The 16752-nt window shown below is 64.9% G+C and carries 16 protein-coding genes and 1 pseudogene; 9 read left to right on the top strand and 8 right to left on the bottom strand.

Annotation, left to right across the window (positions count from 1 at the left end; genetic code table 11):
* Nucleotides 1-27 precede the first annotated feature (27 nt).
* Nucleotides 28-984, top strand: coding sequence for an ornithine cyclodeaminase family protein (locus EN745_RS13220; RefSeq protein ID WP_127421452.1), 957 nt, complete (start codon nt 28-30; stop codon nt 982-984).
* Between the two features lie 5 nt (nt 985-989).
* Here the strand turns inward: EN745_RS13220 and EN745_RS13215 are convergent, their stop codons facing one another.
* From EN745_RS13215 to gcvA, 8 genes are all read right to left on the bottom strand, one after another.
* Nucleotides 990-1709: an ABC transporter ATP-binding protein gene (locus tag EN745_RS13215; RefSeq protein ID WP_127421451.1), complete on the bottom strand. Its 720-nt coding sequence runs from the start codon at nt 1707-1709 to the stop codon at nt 990-992.
* Complete coding sequence (locus EN745_RS13210; RefSeq protein ID WP_127406999.1) at nt 1702-2430, bottom strand: ABC transporter ATP-binding protein; 729 nt, start codon at nt 2428-2430, stop codon at nt 1702-1704. Before EN745_RS13210 ends, EN745_RS13215 begins: the two co-directional genes overlap by 8 nt.
* A complete protein-coding gene (locus EN745_RS13205; protein WP_127421450.1) occupies nt 2427-3389 on the bottom strand; it encodes a branched-chain amino acid ABC transporter permease in 963 nt (320 codons plus the stop codon). Before EN745_RS13205 ends, EN745_RS13210 begins: the two co-directional genes overlap by 4 nt.
* Complete coding sequence (locus tag EN745_RS13200; RefSeq protein WP_127421449.1) at nt 3386-4267, bottom strand: branched-chain amino acid ABC transporter permease; 882 nt, start codon at nt 4265-4267, stop codon at nt 3386-3388. Before EN745_RS13200 ends, EN745_RS13205 begins: the two co-directional genes overlap by 4 nt.
* Nucleotides 4268-4481: 214 nt before the next feature.
* Nucleotides 4482-5786 (bottom strand): ABC transporter substrate-binding protein, encoded by a 1305-nt coding sequence (locus EN745_RS13190; protein WP_127421448.1) that lies wholly within the window; start codon nt 5784-5786, stop codon nt 4482-4484.
* A gap of 130 nt (nt 5787-5916) precedes the next feature.
* Nucleotides 5917-7302, bottom strand: a complete 1386-nt coding sequence (locus EN745_RS13185; RefSeq protein ID WP_127421447.1) for a hypothetical protein — start codon at nt 7300-7302, stop codon at nt 5917-5919.
* A 93-nt stretch (nt 7303-7395) separates the two neighbouring features.
* A complete protein-coding gene (gene pncB, locus EN745_RS13180) occupies nt 7396-8700 on the bottom strand; it encodes a nicotinate phosphoribosyltransferase (protein WP_127421446.1) in 1305 nt (434 codons plus the stop codon).
* Between the two features lie 176 nt (nt 8701-8876).
* Nucleotides 8877-9851 (bottom strand): transcriptional regulator GcvA, encoded by a 975-nt coding sequence (gene gcvA / locus EN745_RS13175; RefSeq protein ID WP_126057019.1) that lies wholly within the window; start codon nt 9849-9851, stop codon nt 8877-8879.
* A 212-nt stretch (nt 9852-10063) separates the two neighbouring features.
* Here gcvA and speB point away from each other — a divergent pair, with 212 nt between their 5' ends.
* The 8 genes and pseudogenes from speB to EN745_RS13135 all read left to right on the top strand — a co-directional run.
* Nucleotides 10064-11119: an agmatinase gene (speB, locus tag EN745_RS13170; protein ID WP_126059271.1), complete on the top strand. Its 1056-nt coding sequence runs from the start codon at nt 10064-10066 to the stop codon at nt 11117-11119.
* A gap of 79 nt (nt 11120-11198) precedes the next feature.
* Nucleotides 11199-12002, top strand: a complete 804-nt coding sequence (locus EN745_RS13165) for a transporter substrate-binding domain-containing protein (protein ID WP_127421445.1) — start codon at nt 11199-11201, stop codon at nt 12000-12002.
* Nucleotides 12003-12110: 108 nt separating this feature from the next.
* Entirely contained in the window at nt 12111-12779 is a 669-nt protein-coding gene (locus EN745_RS13160) for an amino acid ABC transporter permease (protein ID WP_126057021.1), read from the top strand.
* Nucleotides 12776-13423, top strand: coding sequence for an amino acid ABC transporter permease (locus EN745_RS13155; RefSeq protein WP_126057022.1), 648 nt, complete (start codon nt 12776-12778; stop codon nt 13421-13423). The genes EN745_RS13160 and EN745_RS13155 overlap by 4 nt, the downstream gene beginning before the upstream one ends.
* A 70-nt stretch (nt 13424-13493) precedes the next feature.
* Complete coding sequence (locus EN745_RS13150) at nt 13494-14582, top strand: extracellular solute-binding protein (protein WP_127421444.1); 1089 nt, start codon at nt 13494-13496, stop codon at nt 14580-14582.
* Between the two features lie 75 nt (nt 14583-14657).
* Nucleotides 14658-15695: an ABC transporter ATP-binding protein gene (locus EN745_RS13145; RefSeq protein WP_127421443.1), complete on the top strand. Its 1038-nt coding sequence runs from the start codon at nt 14658-14660 to the stop codon at nt 15693-15695.
* Nucleotides 15692-16546 (top strand): ABC transporter permease, encoded by an 855-nt coding sequence (locus EN745_RS13140; RefSeq protein WP_127421442.1) that lies wholly within the window; start codon nt 15692-15694, stop codon nt 16544-16546. Before EN745_RS13145 ends, EN745_RS13140 begins: the two co-directional genes overlap by 4 nt.
* Nucleotides 16543-16752, top strand: a pseudogene (locus tag EN745_RS13135) (ABC transporter permease); the annotation flags it as partial. The gene EN745_RS13140 and the pseudogene EN745_RS13135, both read left to right, overlap by 4 nt.

Here is a 16752-nt window from a genome sequence, read left to right as displayed (position 1 = left end):
GGGTGCGGGGTTACGTCGGGGGCGACATTGACCATCGAGAAGCTGCCCTATCTGTCAGCCGAATTCCTGGATGGCCTGGCGATTTCGACGTCCCATGTGGTCGACGAAATCGAGCGGCAGATCATCGGTCAGCGGCGGGGCGAAGTATGGTGTGCGCCCAAGGCGGTGGTGCTGCCAGGCGACGACCGCTACATCATGGCGACTCTCGGAGTAGCTACCGAACCTCGGGTACTGGCGACCAAGTCGCTGGTGGTCAATCCCCGTAATTCCGAGCGGGGACTTGCAACGCTTAACTCGCTGATCACCCTTCTCGACGCTGAGACAGGACTGCCGCTAGCTGTGGTCGACGGCAATTGGGTGACCGCGAAGCGCACGGCTGGCCTAAGCGCCGTGGCGGCCCGGCGTCTGGCGCGGGCCGACCCGGCATGCGTCGCGTTCATCGGATGCGGTGTTCAGGCGCGCGGTCATCTCGAAGTTCTGGCCGACCTTTTTCCGTTGCAGGAGATTCGAGCCTTTGCCCGGAGCAAAGGCAGTCGTGAAGCACTCTGCCGGATCGCTGAAACACGTGGTCTCAGAGCAGTCCCGAGCGATACTGCCAAGGCGGCGGTCGAGCCCGCCGACATCGTGGTGACGACAGTCACGTTGATACCCGAGCCCGTTCCATTTTTGGATGCCCGATGGCTGAAGGCCGGAGTCTTCGCGACGATGACCGACCTGGCCCTGCCTTGGCTACCCGAAACCATGGCCATCTTCGATCGCATCGTCATAGACGATTTGGTGCAAGAGGCGCAGATGAGCAAACCCATGGTGAGACCCGAACTCGTCGCCCGCGACTTGACCGGTTTGGTCAGCGGCGACGTGCCGGGTCGTCAAAGCGCGAGTGAGCGAACGGCGTTCGCGTTCCGCGGCATGGCGGTCGGCGATCTCGCTATTGCCGGCCTGGCATTTGTGCGCGCGAAAGCGATCGGTGCGCTGGACGATTAGAGGCTTCAACCGACGCCGACATACCGCCTGACCGCCGACGGATCCGCGCGCAATTGCTCGACATCAACCGTCTCGCGGTTGCGGCCGTTCTCGATAAAGCAGACGCGGTCGGCGACCGACAGAACCGCATCGACGCGCTGCTCGACAAGAATGGTGGAGACGCCGCGCTCGCGCAGCTTGGCCACCGTCTCGCGGATCTTGGCGATCATCGACGGCATCAGACCTTCGGTCGGCTCGTCAAGCAGCAGCACCTGCGGTTCGAGGCAGAGCGCACGCGCCATGGCCAGCATCTGCTGCTCGCCGCCGGACAGCGTGCCTGAGCGCTGCCTGAGACGCTGGCGCAGCAGCGGGAAAAGGTCGAGGACATTTTCCCGCACGGCCTTGCCCTTGCCGCGCGTCATCAGGCCGATTTCGATGTTTTCCGCCACCGTCATCTCGGCGAACAATCGCCTGCCCTGCGGCACATAGGCGACGCCGGCCTTCGGCACGTCGTGCGCCGCCAGGCCGGTGAGCTCCGTGCCGTCCAGTCTGATCGAGCCGGCCGCCGCCGGAACCAGGCCCATGATCGCCTTCAGCGTGGTCGTCTTGCCGGCGCCGTTGCGGCCGAACAGGCAAAGCACCTCGCCCTTGTTGAGAACAAGGTCGAGCCCGTAGAGGACCTGGACCTCGCCGTAGAAGCAGTCGAGCCCGGAGATGGCCAGCGCCTTGGAGCCTGCCTCAGTCATGGCCGGCCCCGAGATAGGCGTCCTGCACCTGGCGGTTCCCGCGCACCTGTTCCGGCGTGCCTTCGGCGAGGATACGGCCGGCGTTGAAGACGGTAATGCGGTCGGCGAGCTGCATGACGACCGGCATGTTGTGCTCGATCAGGAGCACGGTGGCGCTTTTGGCGATCTCGCGCACGAGCTCGATGAAATTGTCGATCTCGCTGTCGGCCAACCCTTGCGTCGGTTCGTCGAGGATCAAGAGGCGCGGCTTCAGCGCCAGACCCATCGCCACTTCGAGCAGCCGCTGGTGGCCATAGGATAGCTGGCCCGCCGGCATATGGGCGCGACCGGCAAGGCCGGTGCGCTCGAGCGCGGCCATCACGCCGGCCCTGACCGCGCCCTTGGAACGTCCGTCGGTCAGCGTACGCTGCACCGGCAAAGCGACATTGTCGTAGGCGGAGAGATTGGCGAAGACGCTGGTAATCTGGAAGGTGTAGGCGACGCCGAGGCGAACCCGTCTGTAGGCCGGCAGGCTGGTGATATCGGCGCCATCAAAGACGATCATCCCGGATGAAGGAGGGATGCGGCCGCTGACCAGGCTGACGAAGGTAGTCTTGCCGGCGCCGTTGGGACCGATGACGGCGCGGATCTCGCCCGGCATCAGCGCGAAGTCGACATTGTCGACGGCGCGCAGGCCACCGAAATTGCGGGACAGGCCCTTGGTTGTCAGAAGCGGCATCATGGCAGCCACCCGAGCCAGCGCTGGCGGATGCTGCCCATGATCCCCTTCGGGAAGAACAGCACCAGCAGGATGAGCGCGACGCCGACGATCAGCAGATAGGCCGAGGTGAAGCCGCTGGTGATGTCGGTGACATAGTACATGAACAGCGTGCCGATGAGGGGGCCAAGCGCGGTGGCGGCGCCGCCGAGCAGCACCCAGAGCAGCGGCAGGATGGAATACTGCACCGAGGCGAAGCTGGAGCCGACATAGCCGAACAGAAGCGCATAGGCGGCGCCCGAGGCCGCGCAGATGGTGCCGGAGACGACGACGGCGGCAAGCTTGTTGGAGAAGGTGTCGTAGCCGAGCATCTTCGTCCGTTCCTCGTTCTCGCGGATGGCGACCAACACGCGGCCATAGCGGGAGCGGACGACGGCAAGCGTCGCCAGCAGGATGATGGAGAACAGGGCCAGCGCGCTCATGTAGCGCACGGTCGGGTTGGTGAGGTCGAGCGTCGTGCCGCCGAAGGTCAGCACCCGCGCCGCTTGCTGAACAACCAGGCCCTGGTCGCCGCCGGTCCAGACGGCGAAATAGAGGATGAGCAGCGAAAACACCTGCGCGAACATCATGGTGACGATCATGAAGGCGACGCCGGACGTGCGCAGTGCCAGCACGCCGATCGCCAGGGCCAGCAGCGCGCCGCAGACGATGCCGGCCAGGAAGGCGGCCGGCACGTTCCAGCCCAGGTGATAGACGCTTAAGCCCGCGCCGTAGAGGCCGGCGGCGAAGAACATGGCATGGCCGAGGCTGAGCAGGCCGACATAGCCGAACAGCAGATTGTAGCCCATGGCGAAGACCGCCAGCACCATGATGCGGGCAATGAGGCCGTGGTGATAGTCCGGCAGGGCGAAGCTCAGCGCGAAGAGCAGGGCGATGACGCCGAGATGCAGCGCATAGGCCCTTGCCGGCGAAGCTTCCGTCATCGCGACGCCGTCCCGAACAGGCCTTGCGGCCGGAACACCAGCACCATGGCAACGACAAGCGTGGCGATGATCTTGGCCAGCGTCGGCGAGAAGAACATCGAGATGATGCCATCCGACAGGCCGATCAGCACGGCGGCGACGAGGGTGCCGCGCAGCGAGCCGAGGCCGCCGATGATGACGACGACGAAGGAGAGCAGCAGCGGATCCTGCCCCATCAGATAATGCGCCTGGCTGATCGGCACGATCAGCACCGCGGCTATTGCCGCCAGCATGGCGCCGAACGCGAAGACGCCGCCATAGACCCGGTCGACCGGAATGCCGAAGGCCTGCGCGGTCTCGCTGTCATACTGGGTGGCGCGCATCAAGAGCCCAACCTTGGTCCGTGTCAGCACCAGCCAGGTCGCGACGAGCAGCAGCGCGGAGGCCGCGACCACCGACAGCTTGTAGCCGGAGTAGCCGAACCAAGGCAGCAGGATGCGGTAGCTGAAGGGTGGCTCGACCGGGCGCGCCTCGGGGCCATAGAAGCTCAGCGCCAATTGCTGGATGATGTAGAGCATGCCGATGGTGGCGACGATGGTAGCTTCCGGATTGTAATCGAGCCGGCGCAGCACCAGCCGCTCCGCGAGCAACGCAACCGCGCCGACGATGAGCGGTGCAATTGCCAGCGCGGCGACGAAGCCGAGTGCCGGATGGCCCGAGATCGCAGTCGAGATCGCCCAGGCCAGCACCGCGCCGAGCATGAAGAACTCGCCATGGGCGACGTTGACGACGCGCATCACGCCGAACACCAGCGACAGGCCAAGCGCTGTCAACGCCAGCACGGCGGAGGTGACGAGGCCTTCGAGGGCGGCGAGGAGGAGATGGGGTCCGAAGTGCATTGGTTATTTGCCAGCGGATGCGCCAGGCACCCCCCTCTGTCCTGCCGGGCATCTCCCCCTCAAGCGGGGAGATTGGCAGGACCTGCGACGGCGCTTTTCTACCATCGTTGGTAATTGGCGAAACCCGCCGTGAAATCCGATCTCCCCGCTTGAGGGGAAGATGGCCGGCAGGACAGAGGGGGGTGGCTTGGCGCTCACGCTGCTGGAGCTAAGTTCACAGCGCCTGCGTCGTGTAATCCCCTTCCGGCTCGTAGAGGCCGTCCTCGATCTTGGTCTTGTGGACGACCTTGAGCTTGCCACTCTCGACCTTTGAGATGTTCTGGATGCCGAAGCACTGGTGGATCTTGCCATTGAAGGTCTTTGGCCCCTGCGGATGCTCCGGCCCTTCGGCGAATTCCTTCAGCGCCTCGGTCGCCTCGACCAGCTTGGAGCGGTCCTCCGGTCCCTTGTAGCTGGCGTCTTCCATCGCCTTCTTGACGACGTAGAGCGTTTCCCAGCAGCCGAACATGTGCGAGGCGGTAGAGACGTCCTTGGGATCGCCGACGGCGGCGCCATTGTCGTCGATGCCGACAGCGGCGCGATAGGCCTTCTGGGCGGCGGAATCGTCGGCTTGCGCATAGCGCGGCGAACCTTCCCAGAAATGGCTACCGTCGAGGAATTCGAGGCCGGGGCTGTTGATGTCGGTGGCCTCGAGCGAATCCATGAAGCCGAACAGTTGTGGCCGCGACGAGCCGTAGAACTCGCCGAGCTCCTTGACGAAGGTGAGCACGGCTGGGCCGACCATGACATGGTAGATCACCTCGGTCTCGGCCGGAATCTGCGGGAAGTACTTGGTGAATGATGACTCCGTCGGCGGAATGGCGATCTGGGCGATGACGTCGGCGCCCTGTGCCTTCAGCGCCGGCGGCAGATAGTCGCGATGGTCGTAGCCGAAGGCGAAGTCGGGGAAGATCTGCGTCACCTTCTTGCCGGCATTGGCGGCGATCCACGGCGCCATCGACTGGATCTGGCTCTTCACATCGGTGATGCCGGGCTGGAAGACATAGCGGTTGAGCTTGGTCGAGGCGACGTGGTGGCCTTCGCTGACGACGAAATAGGGGATCTTGTTTTCGCCGGCGGCCGGCGCCGAACCGATCACGACATGCGAGAACAGGGTGCCGAAGACGATGTCGGTCTTGTGCTGGGTGGCGAACTTGCCGACCACTTCGGCGCCGCGGGCGGGATCGGTGCCGTCATCCTCGATGACCAGCTCGACCTGGCGACCATTGATGCCGCCGGCATCGTTGATCGCCTTGACCGCGGCGGCGCTCGTCTTCTCGTACCAGCGGCCATAGGCGGCGCCGATGCCAGTGCGGTGCGACTGGAAGCCGATCTTGATCGGCGCCGAGCTCTGCGCCTGGCTGTAGCGGACGAAGCCCGGCGCGACGGCGAGGCCGGCGCCGGCGGCGAGGCCCTTCAGCGCAGTGCGGCGCGAAAGAGTGGTCTTGGAAAGATCGAAAAACCCATTCTTGTCAGACACGGCAGTTCCCCTGTTTTTTGAGTTTTGACCAATGGCTGTAACGAGGCAAAAATTGCATGTGTACAAACTAAATCACCAAAGCCTCGACCTGGCAAGCGAACTTCCCGGTCGGCACTTGAGGCCGCCTTTTTTACCCGGCGGTCGGCGTGGCAAGCAGCCAAAGGCCAAAGACCGTATAGGCAATCATCAGCACGGTAAGCGGTAGCTGGCTGAGCGCCGCGCGCGCCGCGACCGGATGCAGCCGCCAGGCCAGGCCATGGGCGACGAGGACGGCCAGCACATGGCCAAGGATGATGACGCCGGCCTCGAGATTCCAGAGCCACCAGGCCGAGTCGGCGCCGGCGATCACGCCGGCCTCGACCTCCATGCCGGCGGTACCGAACAGATTCCAGCCGAGCGCGAACGGATCGGACATAGCAGCCAGCGCATACTGGCCGTCGACCAGCAGCGCCGTCAGGTAGTGGGCGAAATGGTAGGCGAGCGCGATCGGCACGATCGACCAGACCAGCAGGCCGGCAGCTTGGCGCAGCGAATGGCCGCTGCCGGCAAGGCGCTGGCCGATATGGACGGCAAGCACGAACACCGCTGCCAGCAGGACGAAGGTCAAGACAAGGCCGAAGCTGCCGATGCCGATCAGCGCGGTGCGACCGGGAAACTCCAGCGGATTGACGCCGAACAGGCCGAGCCAGAAGAAGGTTTTCGACAGTCCGTCGAAGGAGACCGACGACAGCGCCAGCAGCAGGAAGGCCATGCCGCTTGTCGGCAGCGACTCGGCGGAGAGCAGCTTCGCGCCTGGCCAGCAGAGACTGAGCCTGCGCTTGCCGTCGCGCTCCACAACAGCAAAGCGCCCGACCATGCTGAAGAACACGCTCAGGAACTCGCCGCGCCGGCTCCAGTCGCGATGGCCGAAGACAAGCATCAGCACGAAGCTCAGCAGCCAGTAGAGGCCGGCGGCGTATGCCAGCCGGGCCGGGTCGTCGGGCGCCGGGTCGATCAGCTCGAACCAGGCGAAGGCGAAGAACAGCGCGACGGCCGGCCAGCCGCCGAGCCATGCGGGCAGGCGCTCTTCTTCGCCGTCGCGGCCAATCGGGCGGCTGACGACGCGCCACGGCCCGTACCAGGGGTCGAGCCACGACCAGAGGTCGCCGAGGAGCCCCTGCAGCAGGGCCAGGCCGACCCAGAGCAGTGTCCATATGACGAGCGGCAGCGGGTTGGACAATGGATCGCGGCTGCCGAACAGGCCGGCGGCAAGGAGGATTGCGAAGCCGGCAAAAGATATCAGGCTGACGATCGCGCGCGTGTCGTCGCCAAAGGCAAAGAGCGGCAGGCGGCGGCGCCAGAAGCGGTCGAGGGCATCGGGCGGCAGCAGCGCCAGGACGAGAAAGCTGGCGGCAACGGCAAGCGCGCCGCCGGCGACATAGTAGCCGGTGGGGAGGAGAAGGACATGGCCACGGTCGGAGGCGTGGGCGAAGGCGGAAGTGGGGAGGAACGGTGTGAAGGCGGCTGCGAGAGCCAATCGCGAAGGTTGGCGCCCTATGGGGGGCGCGAAGGAACTCGGCCTATCCAACTCTGCCGTCTCGCATGGCGGTACGGGAAGCACCCGCCACCCTCACACCTTGACCAGCTGCCTCACCCGGTCCTTCTCGCCGAATATCCTCAGATACCGCTTGATCTCCTTCTCATCCCCGGTGGCCTTGGCGGGATTGTCGGAGAGCTTGACCGCAGGTCGGCCACTGGCCTCGCTGACCTTGCAGACCAGCGATATGGCGTCGAGCCGGTTGGTCTCGGTCGGCGCGCAGCCCTCGAAATCGTTGGTGAGGTTGGTGCCCCAGCCGAAGGACATGCGCACCTTGCCGCGGAAGTGGCGGTAGGTCTCCTCGATCGTCTCGACCTCGAGCCCGTCGGAGAAGATCAACAGCTTCTGCCTGGGGTCCTTGCCCTTCTCGCGCCACCAGGACAGGATCTTCTCGCCACCCTCGATCGGCGGCGCGCTGTCGGGACGGAACCCGGTCCAGTCGGCGATCCAGTCCGGCGCATCGCGCAGGAAGGCAGCCGTGCCGAAGGTGTCGGGCAGCACGATCAGCAAATTGCCGCCATAATAGCGCTGCCAGTCCTGCAGCACCTTGTAGGGCGACTGCTTGAGCTCGCCTTCAGAATTGGCAAGGGCGGCAAACACCATCGGCAGTTCATGCGCGTTGGTGCCGAGCGCTTCCAGGTCGTTGTCCATCGCGAGCAGCACGTTGGAGGTGCCGGTGAAGGCCTCGCCGATGCCTTCCTTGAGCGCCTCGACGCACCAGCGCTGCCACAGGAAGGAGTGGCGGCGACGGGTACCGAAATCGGAAATGCGGATGCCCGGCAGTGCCTTCAGCCGCTCGGTCTTGGCCCACATCTTGGCCTTGGCGCGGGCATAGAGCACGTCGAGCGCGAAGGGGCCGAAGGCGCGCATGGCCGCGCGGGAACGGAGCTCATTGATGATAGCCAGCGCCGGGATCTCCCACAGCGTCGTGTACATCCAGGGGCCGGCGAAGGAGAGCTCGTACTGGCCGTCGCGCTTGGACAGCTCGTATTCGGGCAACTGGAAATCCTCCAGCCAGGCGAGGAACTCCGGCTCGAAGATCTGCTTGCGGCCATAGAAGGTGTTGCCGCCCAGCCAGATCATCTCCTTCTTGGAGAAGCGCAGGGTGCGGGCATGGTCGAGCTGGTCGCGCAACTCCTGCTCGTCGATCTCGTCGGCGAGGCGAACCGAGGTGGTGCGGTTGATCAGCGAGAAGGTGGCGTCGACCTTGGGGTACATGCCCCAGATCATCTGAAGCATCAGCAGCTTGTAGAAATCGGTATCGAGCAGGCTGCGGACGATCGGGTCCAGCTTCCAGGTATGGTTGTAGACGCGCCGCGCAATATCGGTCTTTGCCATGTCGTCCTACCGCCTTCGCTGCTCACTCTAGCGTTTGTCTGCGCAATCCCGGACGGAAAAGCGCTACGCACTTTCCAGGGATTGCCTTAGCCAAAGCCTCTTAGCATTGAATTTTCGGGAACGCCTCCCGCTTTGCGGGCTGGCCCGACAAAAAGGAAGCCGTCACGGTCCAGCCGTCAGGCCCCCGTCCTGGCGCCGATCACCCTCAGTGCCGGGCGTTTCCTGCGGCTGCCGATGCGCCCCGCGACCGGCGCGTCGGCGCGGCTGTCAGCCTGTTCCTTCTCGGCAAACAGCCAGTCGATGAACAGCTGGACGATCGGCGCCGACTTCATCTCGTTTCGGCACACGACGTAGAAATCGTCGACCGCCGGCACCGACAGGCTGAACGGCGCAACCAGCAGGCCCCTGGCCAGCAGCCCGCTTGCGGTCACCGTATCGCCGAGCGCCACGCCATGGCCGTGAACGGCGGCCTCGATCGCCACGCGCGCGTCACCGAGATGGTGGCGGCGGCCGCGCTCCAGATCGAGCGCATCCGCGGCGGCCAGCCAGGTGTGCCATTCACGGCCGTCGTCGCCATGCAGGAAGACATGATCGGCGAGATCGCGCACGGTGCGGATCGGGCGGTTGTTGATCAGCGTCGGGCTGACCACCGGGAACAGTTCGAGGCCGGACCACTTGCGCATCCAGCAGTCGCTCCAGCTGCCGTCGCCATAGTGCACGCAGACATCGATGTGCGGGGCGCGGATGTCCCTGGCGTCGTTGGAGGGAAGCAAGGTGAGCTGGATGTCCGGATATTGCGCGGTGAACGAGCCCAGCCGCGGCGCCATCCACAGCAGCAGCAGCGCCGGAACGCAGGATATGGAGAGCTTGCCGGCACTGGCAGGCCTCGTCATGCGCTGGGTGGCGGCGGCAATGCCGTCGAAGGCAGTCGATACCGCCGGCAAAAGCTCGGCGCCGTGCGGCGTCAACCTCACCCGCTGGCCAGCGCGCTCCAGCAGCTTGACGCCAAGCGACTGCTCGAGCGCCTTGATCTGGTGGCTGACGGCGCCGTGTGTGACATTCAGCTCCGCCGCCGCCTTGGTCAGCGAGGCGTGGCGCGCCGTCGCCTCGAAGGCGCGCAGCGGATTCAAGGGGGGCAGACGCTTGGCCATGGTGCACCTTTGCACTGTGAGATTTTCTCACAACAAACACCCTAACAATATCAATTGATTTTTCAATGGAGCTGCCGGAGACTTTGTGCCGGAGCATCTTCAAGACGTGAAAATCTGCAGGCAGCCAGGGCGGGACCGCGGTCCGGCCGATGGCGGTCAGCATCATAGGCGTTGCCGAAGCTTTCATTGCCAGCCAGACGGAGGAGACCGACATGGGTTACGATCGCGGCAAGCTCGAAGCGTTGCGTCGCAAGTATGGCGAGGGCCATGGCGGCGAGATGTTCGATCCGAAGTTCCGCAAGGTCGCCGACAAGATCTTCTCCAAGTCAGGCACGAGACTGGCGCCCTATTCCGGCATCCCGACCTTCCTTGCCGCGCCCTACCGCCAGGTGACCGCCGACAATCCGGATTTCGGCGACCTGCAGGTGGCGATGATCGGCGTGCCGATGGACCTCGGCGTCACCAACCGGCCGGGCTCGCGCTTCGGGCCGCGGGCGCTGCGCGCCATCGAACGCATCGGCCCCTACAACCATGTGCTGGAATGCGCGCCGACGCACGAACTTCGCGTCGCCGACATCGGCGACGTGCCGTTCCAGAGCCGCTACCGGCTGGAGACCAGCCATGAGGACATCGAGCGCCGCGCCAACCAGATCGTCGATGCCGGCGTCATCCCGCTGTCGGTCGGCGGCGATCACTCGATCAGCCATCCGATCCTGAAGGCGGTCGGCAAGAAGGCGCCGGTCGGCATGATCCATATCGACGCCCACTGCGATACCAGTGGCCTGTTCGACCTGACTAAATTCCACCACGGCGGACCGTTCCGCAACGCGGTGCTGGACGGCGTGCTCGATCCGTCGCGCACCATCCAGATCGGCATTCGCGGCGCGGCCGAATATCTGTGGGAGTTCTCCTATGAGTCCGGCATGACCGTCGTGCACGCCGAGGAGGTGACCGGCCTCGGCATTCCCGCCATCATCGAGAAGGCGCGCAAGGTCGTTGGCGACGGGCCGACCTACGTCTCCTTCGACGTCGACAGCGTCGATCCGGCCTTCGCGCCGGGCACCGGCACGCCGGAAGTCGGCGGGCTGACGACGCGCGAGGTGCTCGAACTGCTGCGCGGCCTCAAGGGCCTCAACATCGTCGGCGGCGACGTCGTCGAGGTGGCGCCGCAGTACGACGCGACCACCAACACCGCCCATGTCGGCGCCCAGGTCCTGTTCGAGATCCTGAGCCTGATGGTGTTCAGCCCGGCCATCAAGAAAGGCTGAGGCGACGCCAAGCCAATACGGCCGCCGCGCTGGAGCCGGCGGCCGGACTCAACAACAAGCTTCCAGCAGGGGAACTAAAATGACACTTCGCAACACGCTGAAATCCGCCATCACGGCAATGTTGATGCTCGGCGCCGCCGGCCTGTCCTCCCAGGCCGCCAGGGCCGATGCCATCGACGACATCACCAAGGCCGGCACCGTCAATGTCGGCATCTTCTCCGACTTTCCGCCCTTCTCCTCGGCCAGCGCCGACATGAGCATCAAGGGCTACGACATCGACGTGGCGCAGGCGATCGCCGACTCCCTGAAGGTGAAGCTGAACCTGGTCAGCGTCACCGGCCAGAACCGCATTCCCTATCTCACCGACAAACGCGTCGACTTCCTGATGAGCGTCGGCTACTCGAAAGAACGCGCCGAGGTGATCGATTTCGCCGCCGCCTACGCGCCCTACTATATCGCCGTCATCGGCCCGGCCGCGCTGTCGGTCAAAGGCAAGGAAGACCTTGCCGACAAGTCGATCGCCGTCAATCGCGGCACGCTGGAGGACACCTCGCTGACCGAAGCGGCGCCGGCTTCCGCCGACATCCGCCGCTTCGACAACTACAACTCCGTCATCCAGGCCTTCATCTCCGGCCAGACCCAGCTGATGGTTGTGGGCAACGATGTCGGCGCCCAGGTGCTGGCCAAGCAGGATGCGTTGCAGCCGGAGCAGAAGTTCCAGCTGCTGACCTCGCCCTCGCATATCGGCCTCAACAAGAACGAGGACCGACTGAAGAAGGCGATCAACGACGCGGTCGCCAAGATGCTGGCCGAAGGCAAGCTGGACGAGAGCTCGAAGGCCTGGCTGAAGACGCCGCTCAACCCCGACAACCTCAAGGACTGATCGCGAGCCCATCCCGATCGAATCGGGATGGGCTCAATCTTTGTTTGAGCATGATCTTTCTGAACCGAGGGTTCGGGATCATGCTTTGGAGCAACAGGGCGTTTTGCCATGGGCTACAGCCTCGACTTCGGCTGGCTTACGGGTGCGGCGGGCGCGATCGCGCGCGGCGCGGCGACGACGATCCTGCTGATCGCCGTCACCACGCTGGCGGGAACGTTCCTCAGCATCCTGGGGGCCGCCGGCAAAAGAAGCGGCCCAAAGCCGCTGCGGCTGGCGATCGCGACCTATGTCGAGGTAATGCGCAACACGCCGTTCCTGGTGCAGCTGTTCTTCATCTTCTTCGGCCTGCCCAGCCTCGGCATTAGACTCGATCCGATCCTGGCCGCCATGCTGGCGATGACGCTCAACATGGCGGCCTATACGATCGAGATCGTCGGCGCCGGACTGGACGCGGTGCCGCGCGGGCAGACGGAAGCCGCACTGGCGCTTGGGCTCAGGCCGCGCCTGGTGTTCGTCAAGATCGTGCTGCCGCAGGCGCTGAAGGTGATCTACCCGGCGCTGACCAGCCAGATCGTCATCATGATGCTGGAGTCGGCCGTCGTGTCGCAGATCGCGGTGCGGGAACTGACTTACGAGGCCGACATGCTGCAGGCGCGCACCTTCCGCGCCTTCGAGACCTATTTCGTGGTGACGCTGGTCTATCTCGGCCTGTCGATGGGGCTGCGCCGGTTGCTGGTCGGCGGCGGACGCCGCGTCCTGGGGGCCGGCGTGTCATGATCGAGTTCACTTTCTGGGACATATTGCGCAACCTGCTGCTCGCCGCGCGCTGGACGGTGCTGTTGTCGCTCGCCGCCTTCGTCGGCGGCGCGCTGGTCGGCCTGGCCGTACTGTTCTTGCGCATCGCCAAGACCAAATGGACCCGGCGGATTGCCTCCGGCTACATCGCGCTGTTCCAGGGAACGCCGCTCTTGATGCAACTCTTCCTGATGTTCTTTGGTCTGCCGATGCTCGGGCTGCGCATCGAGCCATGGACGGCGGCGGCGCTCGGCCTCACCTTCTTCGCCAGCGCCTATCTGGCCGAGATCTGGCGAAGCGGCGTCGACGCGCTGCCGCGCGGCCAGTGGGACGCCGGCGCCAGCCTCGGGCTGCACTACCTGCAGGAACTCAGGCTGATCATCCTGCCGCAGGCGTTCTCGATCACCCGCGCGCCGACCGTCGGCTTCCTGGTGCAGCTGATCAAGTCGACGGCGCTGACCTCGATCATCGGCTTCGAGGAACTGGTCAGGACCTCCAACGCCATCAACAACGCGACCTTCGAACCGTTCACCGTCTACGGACTGGTGGCGCTGATCTTCTTCGTCATGTGCTTTCCACTGACGCAATACGCGCGCGCGCTCGAGCAACGAGCGGCGGCACACTGATCCGCCTGACGGCGGAGAAACGCAACCAAGGGAACCCGCCGGACAACCGGCACAACAGAGGAGAATTGAAATGAACAGACTGATCGCAACACCCATCACCCGGCGCGGCGTGCTTGGCGCCGGCTTCGCCGCCGCCGGCGTGCTCGCCATGCCCGCGGTGCTGCGGGCGCAGGACAAGTCGCTGAAGGTCGGCGTCTATGGCGGCTACTTCAAGAAATCGTTCGACGAGCATGTCTTCCCGGAATTCACCAAGGCAACCGGCATCGCGGTGGAATCGGTCGCCGAACCGACCGGCGAGGCCTGGCTGGTGCAGCTCGAACAGGCGGCCAAGGCCGGGCAGGCGCCGGCCGACCTTTCGATGATGTCGCAGACCTCGACGCTGAAGGGCCAGTCGACCGAATTGTGGACGCCGCTCGACACCTCGAAGGTCAAGCATTACGACCAGCTGCTGCCCCGCTTCATCAACAAATATCCGGACGGCCGCGTCGCCGGCATCGGTGCCGTCGCCTGGTGGATCACGCTGGTCACCAACACCGACGTCTACAAGGACGCGCCGACGTCGTGGGCGGCACTCTGGGACAAGGCCAACGAGGACAAACTCGGCCTGCTGGCGCTCGCCTCCAACTCGTTCCTGCTCGAAGTGACGGCCAAGACCTTCATGGGCGGCACCAACGCGCTCGACACCGAGGACGGGCTGAACAAGGCGTTCGAGAAACTGGCCGAGGTCAAGCCGAACGTGCGCCTCTGGTATCGCGACGAGGCGCAGTTCGAGCAAGCGCTGAAGTCGGGCGAGATCCCGATGGGCCAGTACTACCACGACGTCACCGGGCTTGCGGCCGCCGACGGCTTCCATGTCCGTTCGACCTTCCCGAAGGAAGGCGGCATCCAGGATTCCGGCAACTGGGTGCTGTCGCGCGCCTCGACCAAGGTCGAGGAGGCGCACGCCTTCATCGACTTCATGAGCCAGCCTTCGATGCAGGGCGTCATGTCGCGCAAGGTCGGCACCACGCCGACGCTGAAGAAGGAGGTGCTCGACCTCAAGCCGGAAGAGTTCGCCACTGTGTCGTCGGACATCGAGCCGATCATCCCGCGCTACGACCTCTATACATCGAAGGCCGACTGGATCAACCAGAAGTGGACCGAGTTGATCGTCGGCTGAGCACTGGCATGAAACCGGCCGCCGGACATCTGCCCGGCGGCCCTTGCGGTGCAATATCCTGAGAGAGGGGTGAGCATGTCCGGATTGAACATCAACGCCATCACCAAGAAATTCGGCAATTTCGCCGCCGTCGACAATGTGCAGCTCAATGTGCCGCATGGCACTTTCGTGTGCCTGCTCGGCCCGTCGGGCTGCGGCAAGACCACGCTGCTGCGCATGATCGCCGGGCTGGAGGAACCGAGCAGCGGCGCCATCGTGCTCGACGGCGAGGACATCACGCCGCTGCCGACGCACAAGCGCAATCTCGGCATGGTGTTCCAGTCGCTGGCGCTGTTTCCGCATCTGTCGGTCGGCGACAACATCTCTTATGCGCTGCGCATCCGTGGCGCCTCCAGGGAAGAGCAGAAGAAGCGGGTCGACGAGTTGCTGACGCTGATCCATCTGGCGGGCTTCGCAGACCGGCCCGTTGCCAAGCTTTCGGGCGGCCAGCGCCAGCGCGTGGCGATTGCCCGCGCGCTAGCCCTGTCGCCGAAACTGTTCCTGCTCGACGAGCCGCTGTCGGCGCTAGACGCCAAATTACGTGAGGCGATGCAGGTGGAACTGCGCCAGCTGCAGCAGCGGCTCGGTATCACCACCATCGTCGTCACCCACGACCAGCGCGAGGCGATGACCATGGCCGATCTGGTCGTCGTCATGGGCCACGGCAAGATATTGCAGGCGGCGCCGCCAATCGAGATCTACCGCAAGCCGGCCGACGCCTTCGTCGCCGACTTCATCGGCATCACCAACCTGTTGCCGGCCGAGGTCGACAGCGCCGGGCGCACCACCATCCTCGGCACCGCCATTCCGGGCCTCGCCATGCCGGCGGGGTTGCGCAAAGCTTCTGTGTCGATCCGTCCCGAGGACGTGCATCTTGGCGACCCTGGCGGTGCCGGCCTCACCGGCGAGGTGAGCTTCGTGCGCGACCTCGGCGGCACGATCGAGACCTTCATCGAGGTGGGCGGAACCAGCATCGTCGCGGTGACGACGCCGCGCGAGCGGCACGACGCGCCGGTCGGCGCCAAGGTCGGCATCGTGCTGCCGCCGGAAAGCTGCGTGGTGCTCGGCTCATGAGACGCGAAGCTCCCAAGTCGGTAGCCGACTACACGCCGCTCTTCTTTCCGGGCCTGATGCTCATCATCTTCTTTGTCGTGCCATTCTCGACGATGATCGCGGTGAGCTTCTTCAAGCGCAATCCGTCCGGCTTCTACACACCGGATTTCGTCATCGACAATTACGCGCGCTTCCTGTCGGTCTTCTTCGGCGGCGTGCTCGGCTTTTCGCTGATGCTGGCGGTGCTGGTCGCCGTCTGCTGCGTGGCGATTGGCTTCCCTTTCACCTACCTCCTAACCAGGCGGCCGCGCCGCGTGCAGACGCTGTGGCTGGTCGGCCTGCTGTCGGTGCTGTCGCTGTCGGAAGTCATCATCGGCTTTGCCTGGTCGACGCTGTTCTCGCGCACGGCGGGCATCACCAACCTGTTCGTGGCGATCGGGCTGATGGACAAGCCGGTGGCGCTGCTGCCAACTTTCGGCGCGGTGCTGACCGGCATGGTCTACCAGGCGCTGCCCTACACGATCCTGGTGCTCTATCCAGCGCTCGTCCGGCTCGACCCGACCCTGCTGGAGGCGGCGCGCACGCTCGGCGCCTCGCCGGTCAGGGCCTTCTTCAACGTCGTCGCGCCGGCGCTCCGCAACACCATCGTGGCGACGCTGATCATGGTCTTCGTCTTCGCGCTCGGCTCCTATCTGTTGCCGCAGATCCTCGGGCGGCCGCAACACTGGACGCTTTCGGTGCTGATCACCGACCAGGCGATCTACCAGTCCAACATGCCCTTCGCGGCGGCGATGGCGGTGTTCCTGGTGCTGATCTCGCTGGCGCTTGTCGGCATGACGCTGCTCGTCGGACGCAGGGAGAACGCGCTATGACCGCAACCTGGCTTCGCCGTCTCTACTTCACCGTCATCGCGCTGTTCCTGGCGGCGCCCCTCATCGTCGTTGCCGGTGTCTCGGTCAATTCGCGCCAGGAACTGACCTTCCCGCCGGTCGGCTTCTCGGCTGCCTGGTACGCGCAGATCTTCACCGATCCGGAATGGCGGCTGGCGCTGATCCATTCGGTGACGCTCGCCGTCTGC

Source organism: Mesorhizobium sp. M4A.F.Ca.ET.022.05.2.1, from assembly GCF_003998845.1.
Lineage (GTDB): Bacteria > Pseudomonadota > Alphaproteobacteria > Rhizobiales > Rhizobiaceae > Mesorhizobium.
Note: the sequence above shows the minus strand (reverse complement) of the source record. Positions and strands in the feature narration are given on the sequence as shown.

Bases quoted from the DNA above. Each gene is read 5' to 3' on its own strand.
- EN745_RS13150 (WP_127421444.1), top strand. From the start codon at position 13,494: ATGAACAGACTGATCGCAACACCCATCACCCGGCGCGGCGTGCTTGGC.
- EN745_RS13210 (WP_127406999.1), bottom strand. From the start codon at position 2,430: ATGATGCCGCTTCTGACAACCAAGGGCCTGTCCCGCAATTTCGGTGGC.
- pncB (WP_127421446.1), bottom strand. From the start codon at position 8,700: ATGGCAAAGACCGATATTGCGCGGCGCGTCTACAACCATACCTGGAAG.
- EN745_RS13205 (WP_127421450.1), bottom strand. From the start codon at position 3,389: ATGACGGAAGCTTCGCCGGCAAGGGCCTATGCGCTGCATCTCGGCGTC.
- EN745_RS13145 (WP_127421443.1), top strand. From the start codon at position 14,658: ATGTCCGGATTGAACATCAACGCCATCACCAAGAAATTCGGCAATTTC.
- EN745_RS13165 (WP_127421445.1), top strand. From the start codon at position 11,199: ATGACACTTCGCAACACGCTGAAATCCGCCATCACGGCAATGTTGATG.
- EN745_RS13155 (WP_126057022.1), top strand. From the start codon at position 12,776: ATGATCGAGTTCACTTTCTGGGACATATTGCGCAACCTGCTGCTCGCC.
- EN745_RS13200 (WP_127421449.1), bottom strand. From the start codon at position 4,267: ATGCACTTCGGACCCCATCTCCTCCTCGCCGCCCTCGAAGGCCTCGTC.
- speB (WP_126059271.1), top strand. From the start codon at position 10,064: ATGGGTTACGATCGCGGCAAGCTCGAAGCGTTGCGTCGCAAGTATGGC.
- EN745_RS13215 (WP_127421451.1), bottom strand. From the start codon at position 1,709: ATGACTGAGGCAGGCTCCAAGGCGCTGGCCATCTCCGGGCTCGACTGC.
- EN745_RS13140 (WP_127421442.1), top strand. From the start codon at position 15,692: ATGAGACGCGAAGCTCCCAAGTCGGTAGCCGACTACACGCCGCTCTTC.
- EN745_RS13160 (WP_126057021.1), top strand. From the start codon at position 12,111: ATGGGCTACAGCCTCGACTTCGGCTGGCTTACGGGTGCGGCGGGCGCG.
- gcvA (WP_126057019.1), bottom strand. From the start codon at position 9,851: ATGGCCAAGCGTCTGCCCCCCTTGAATCCGCTGCGCGCCTTCGAGGCG.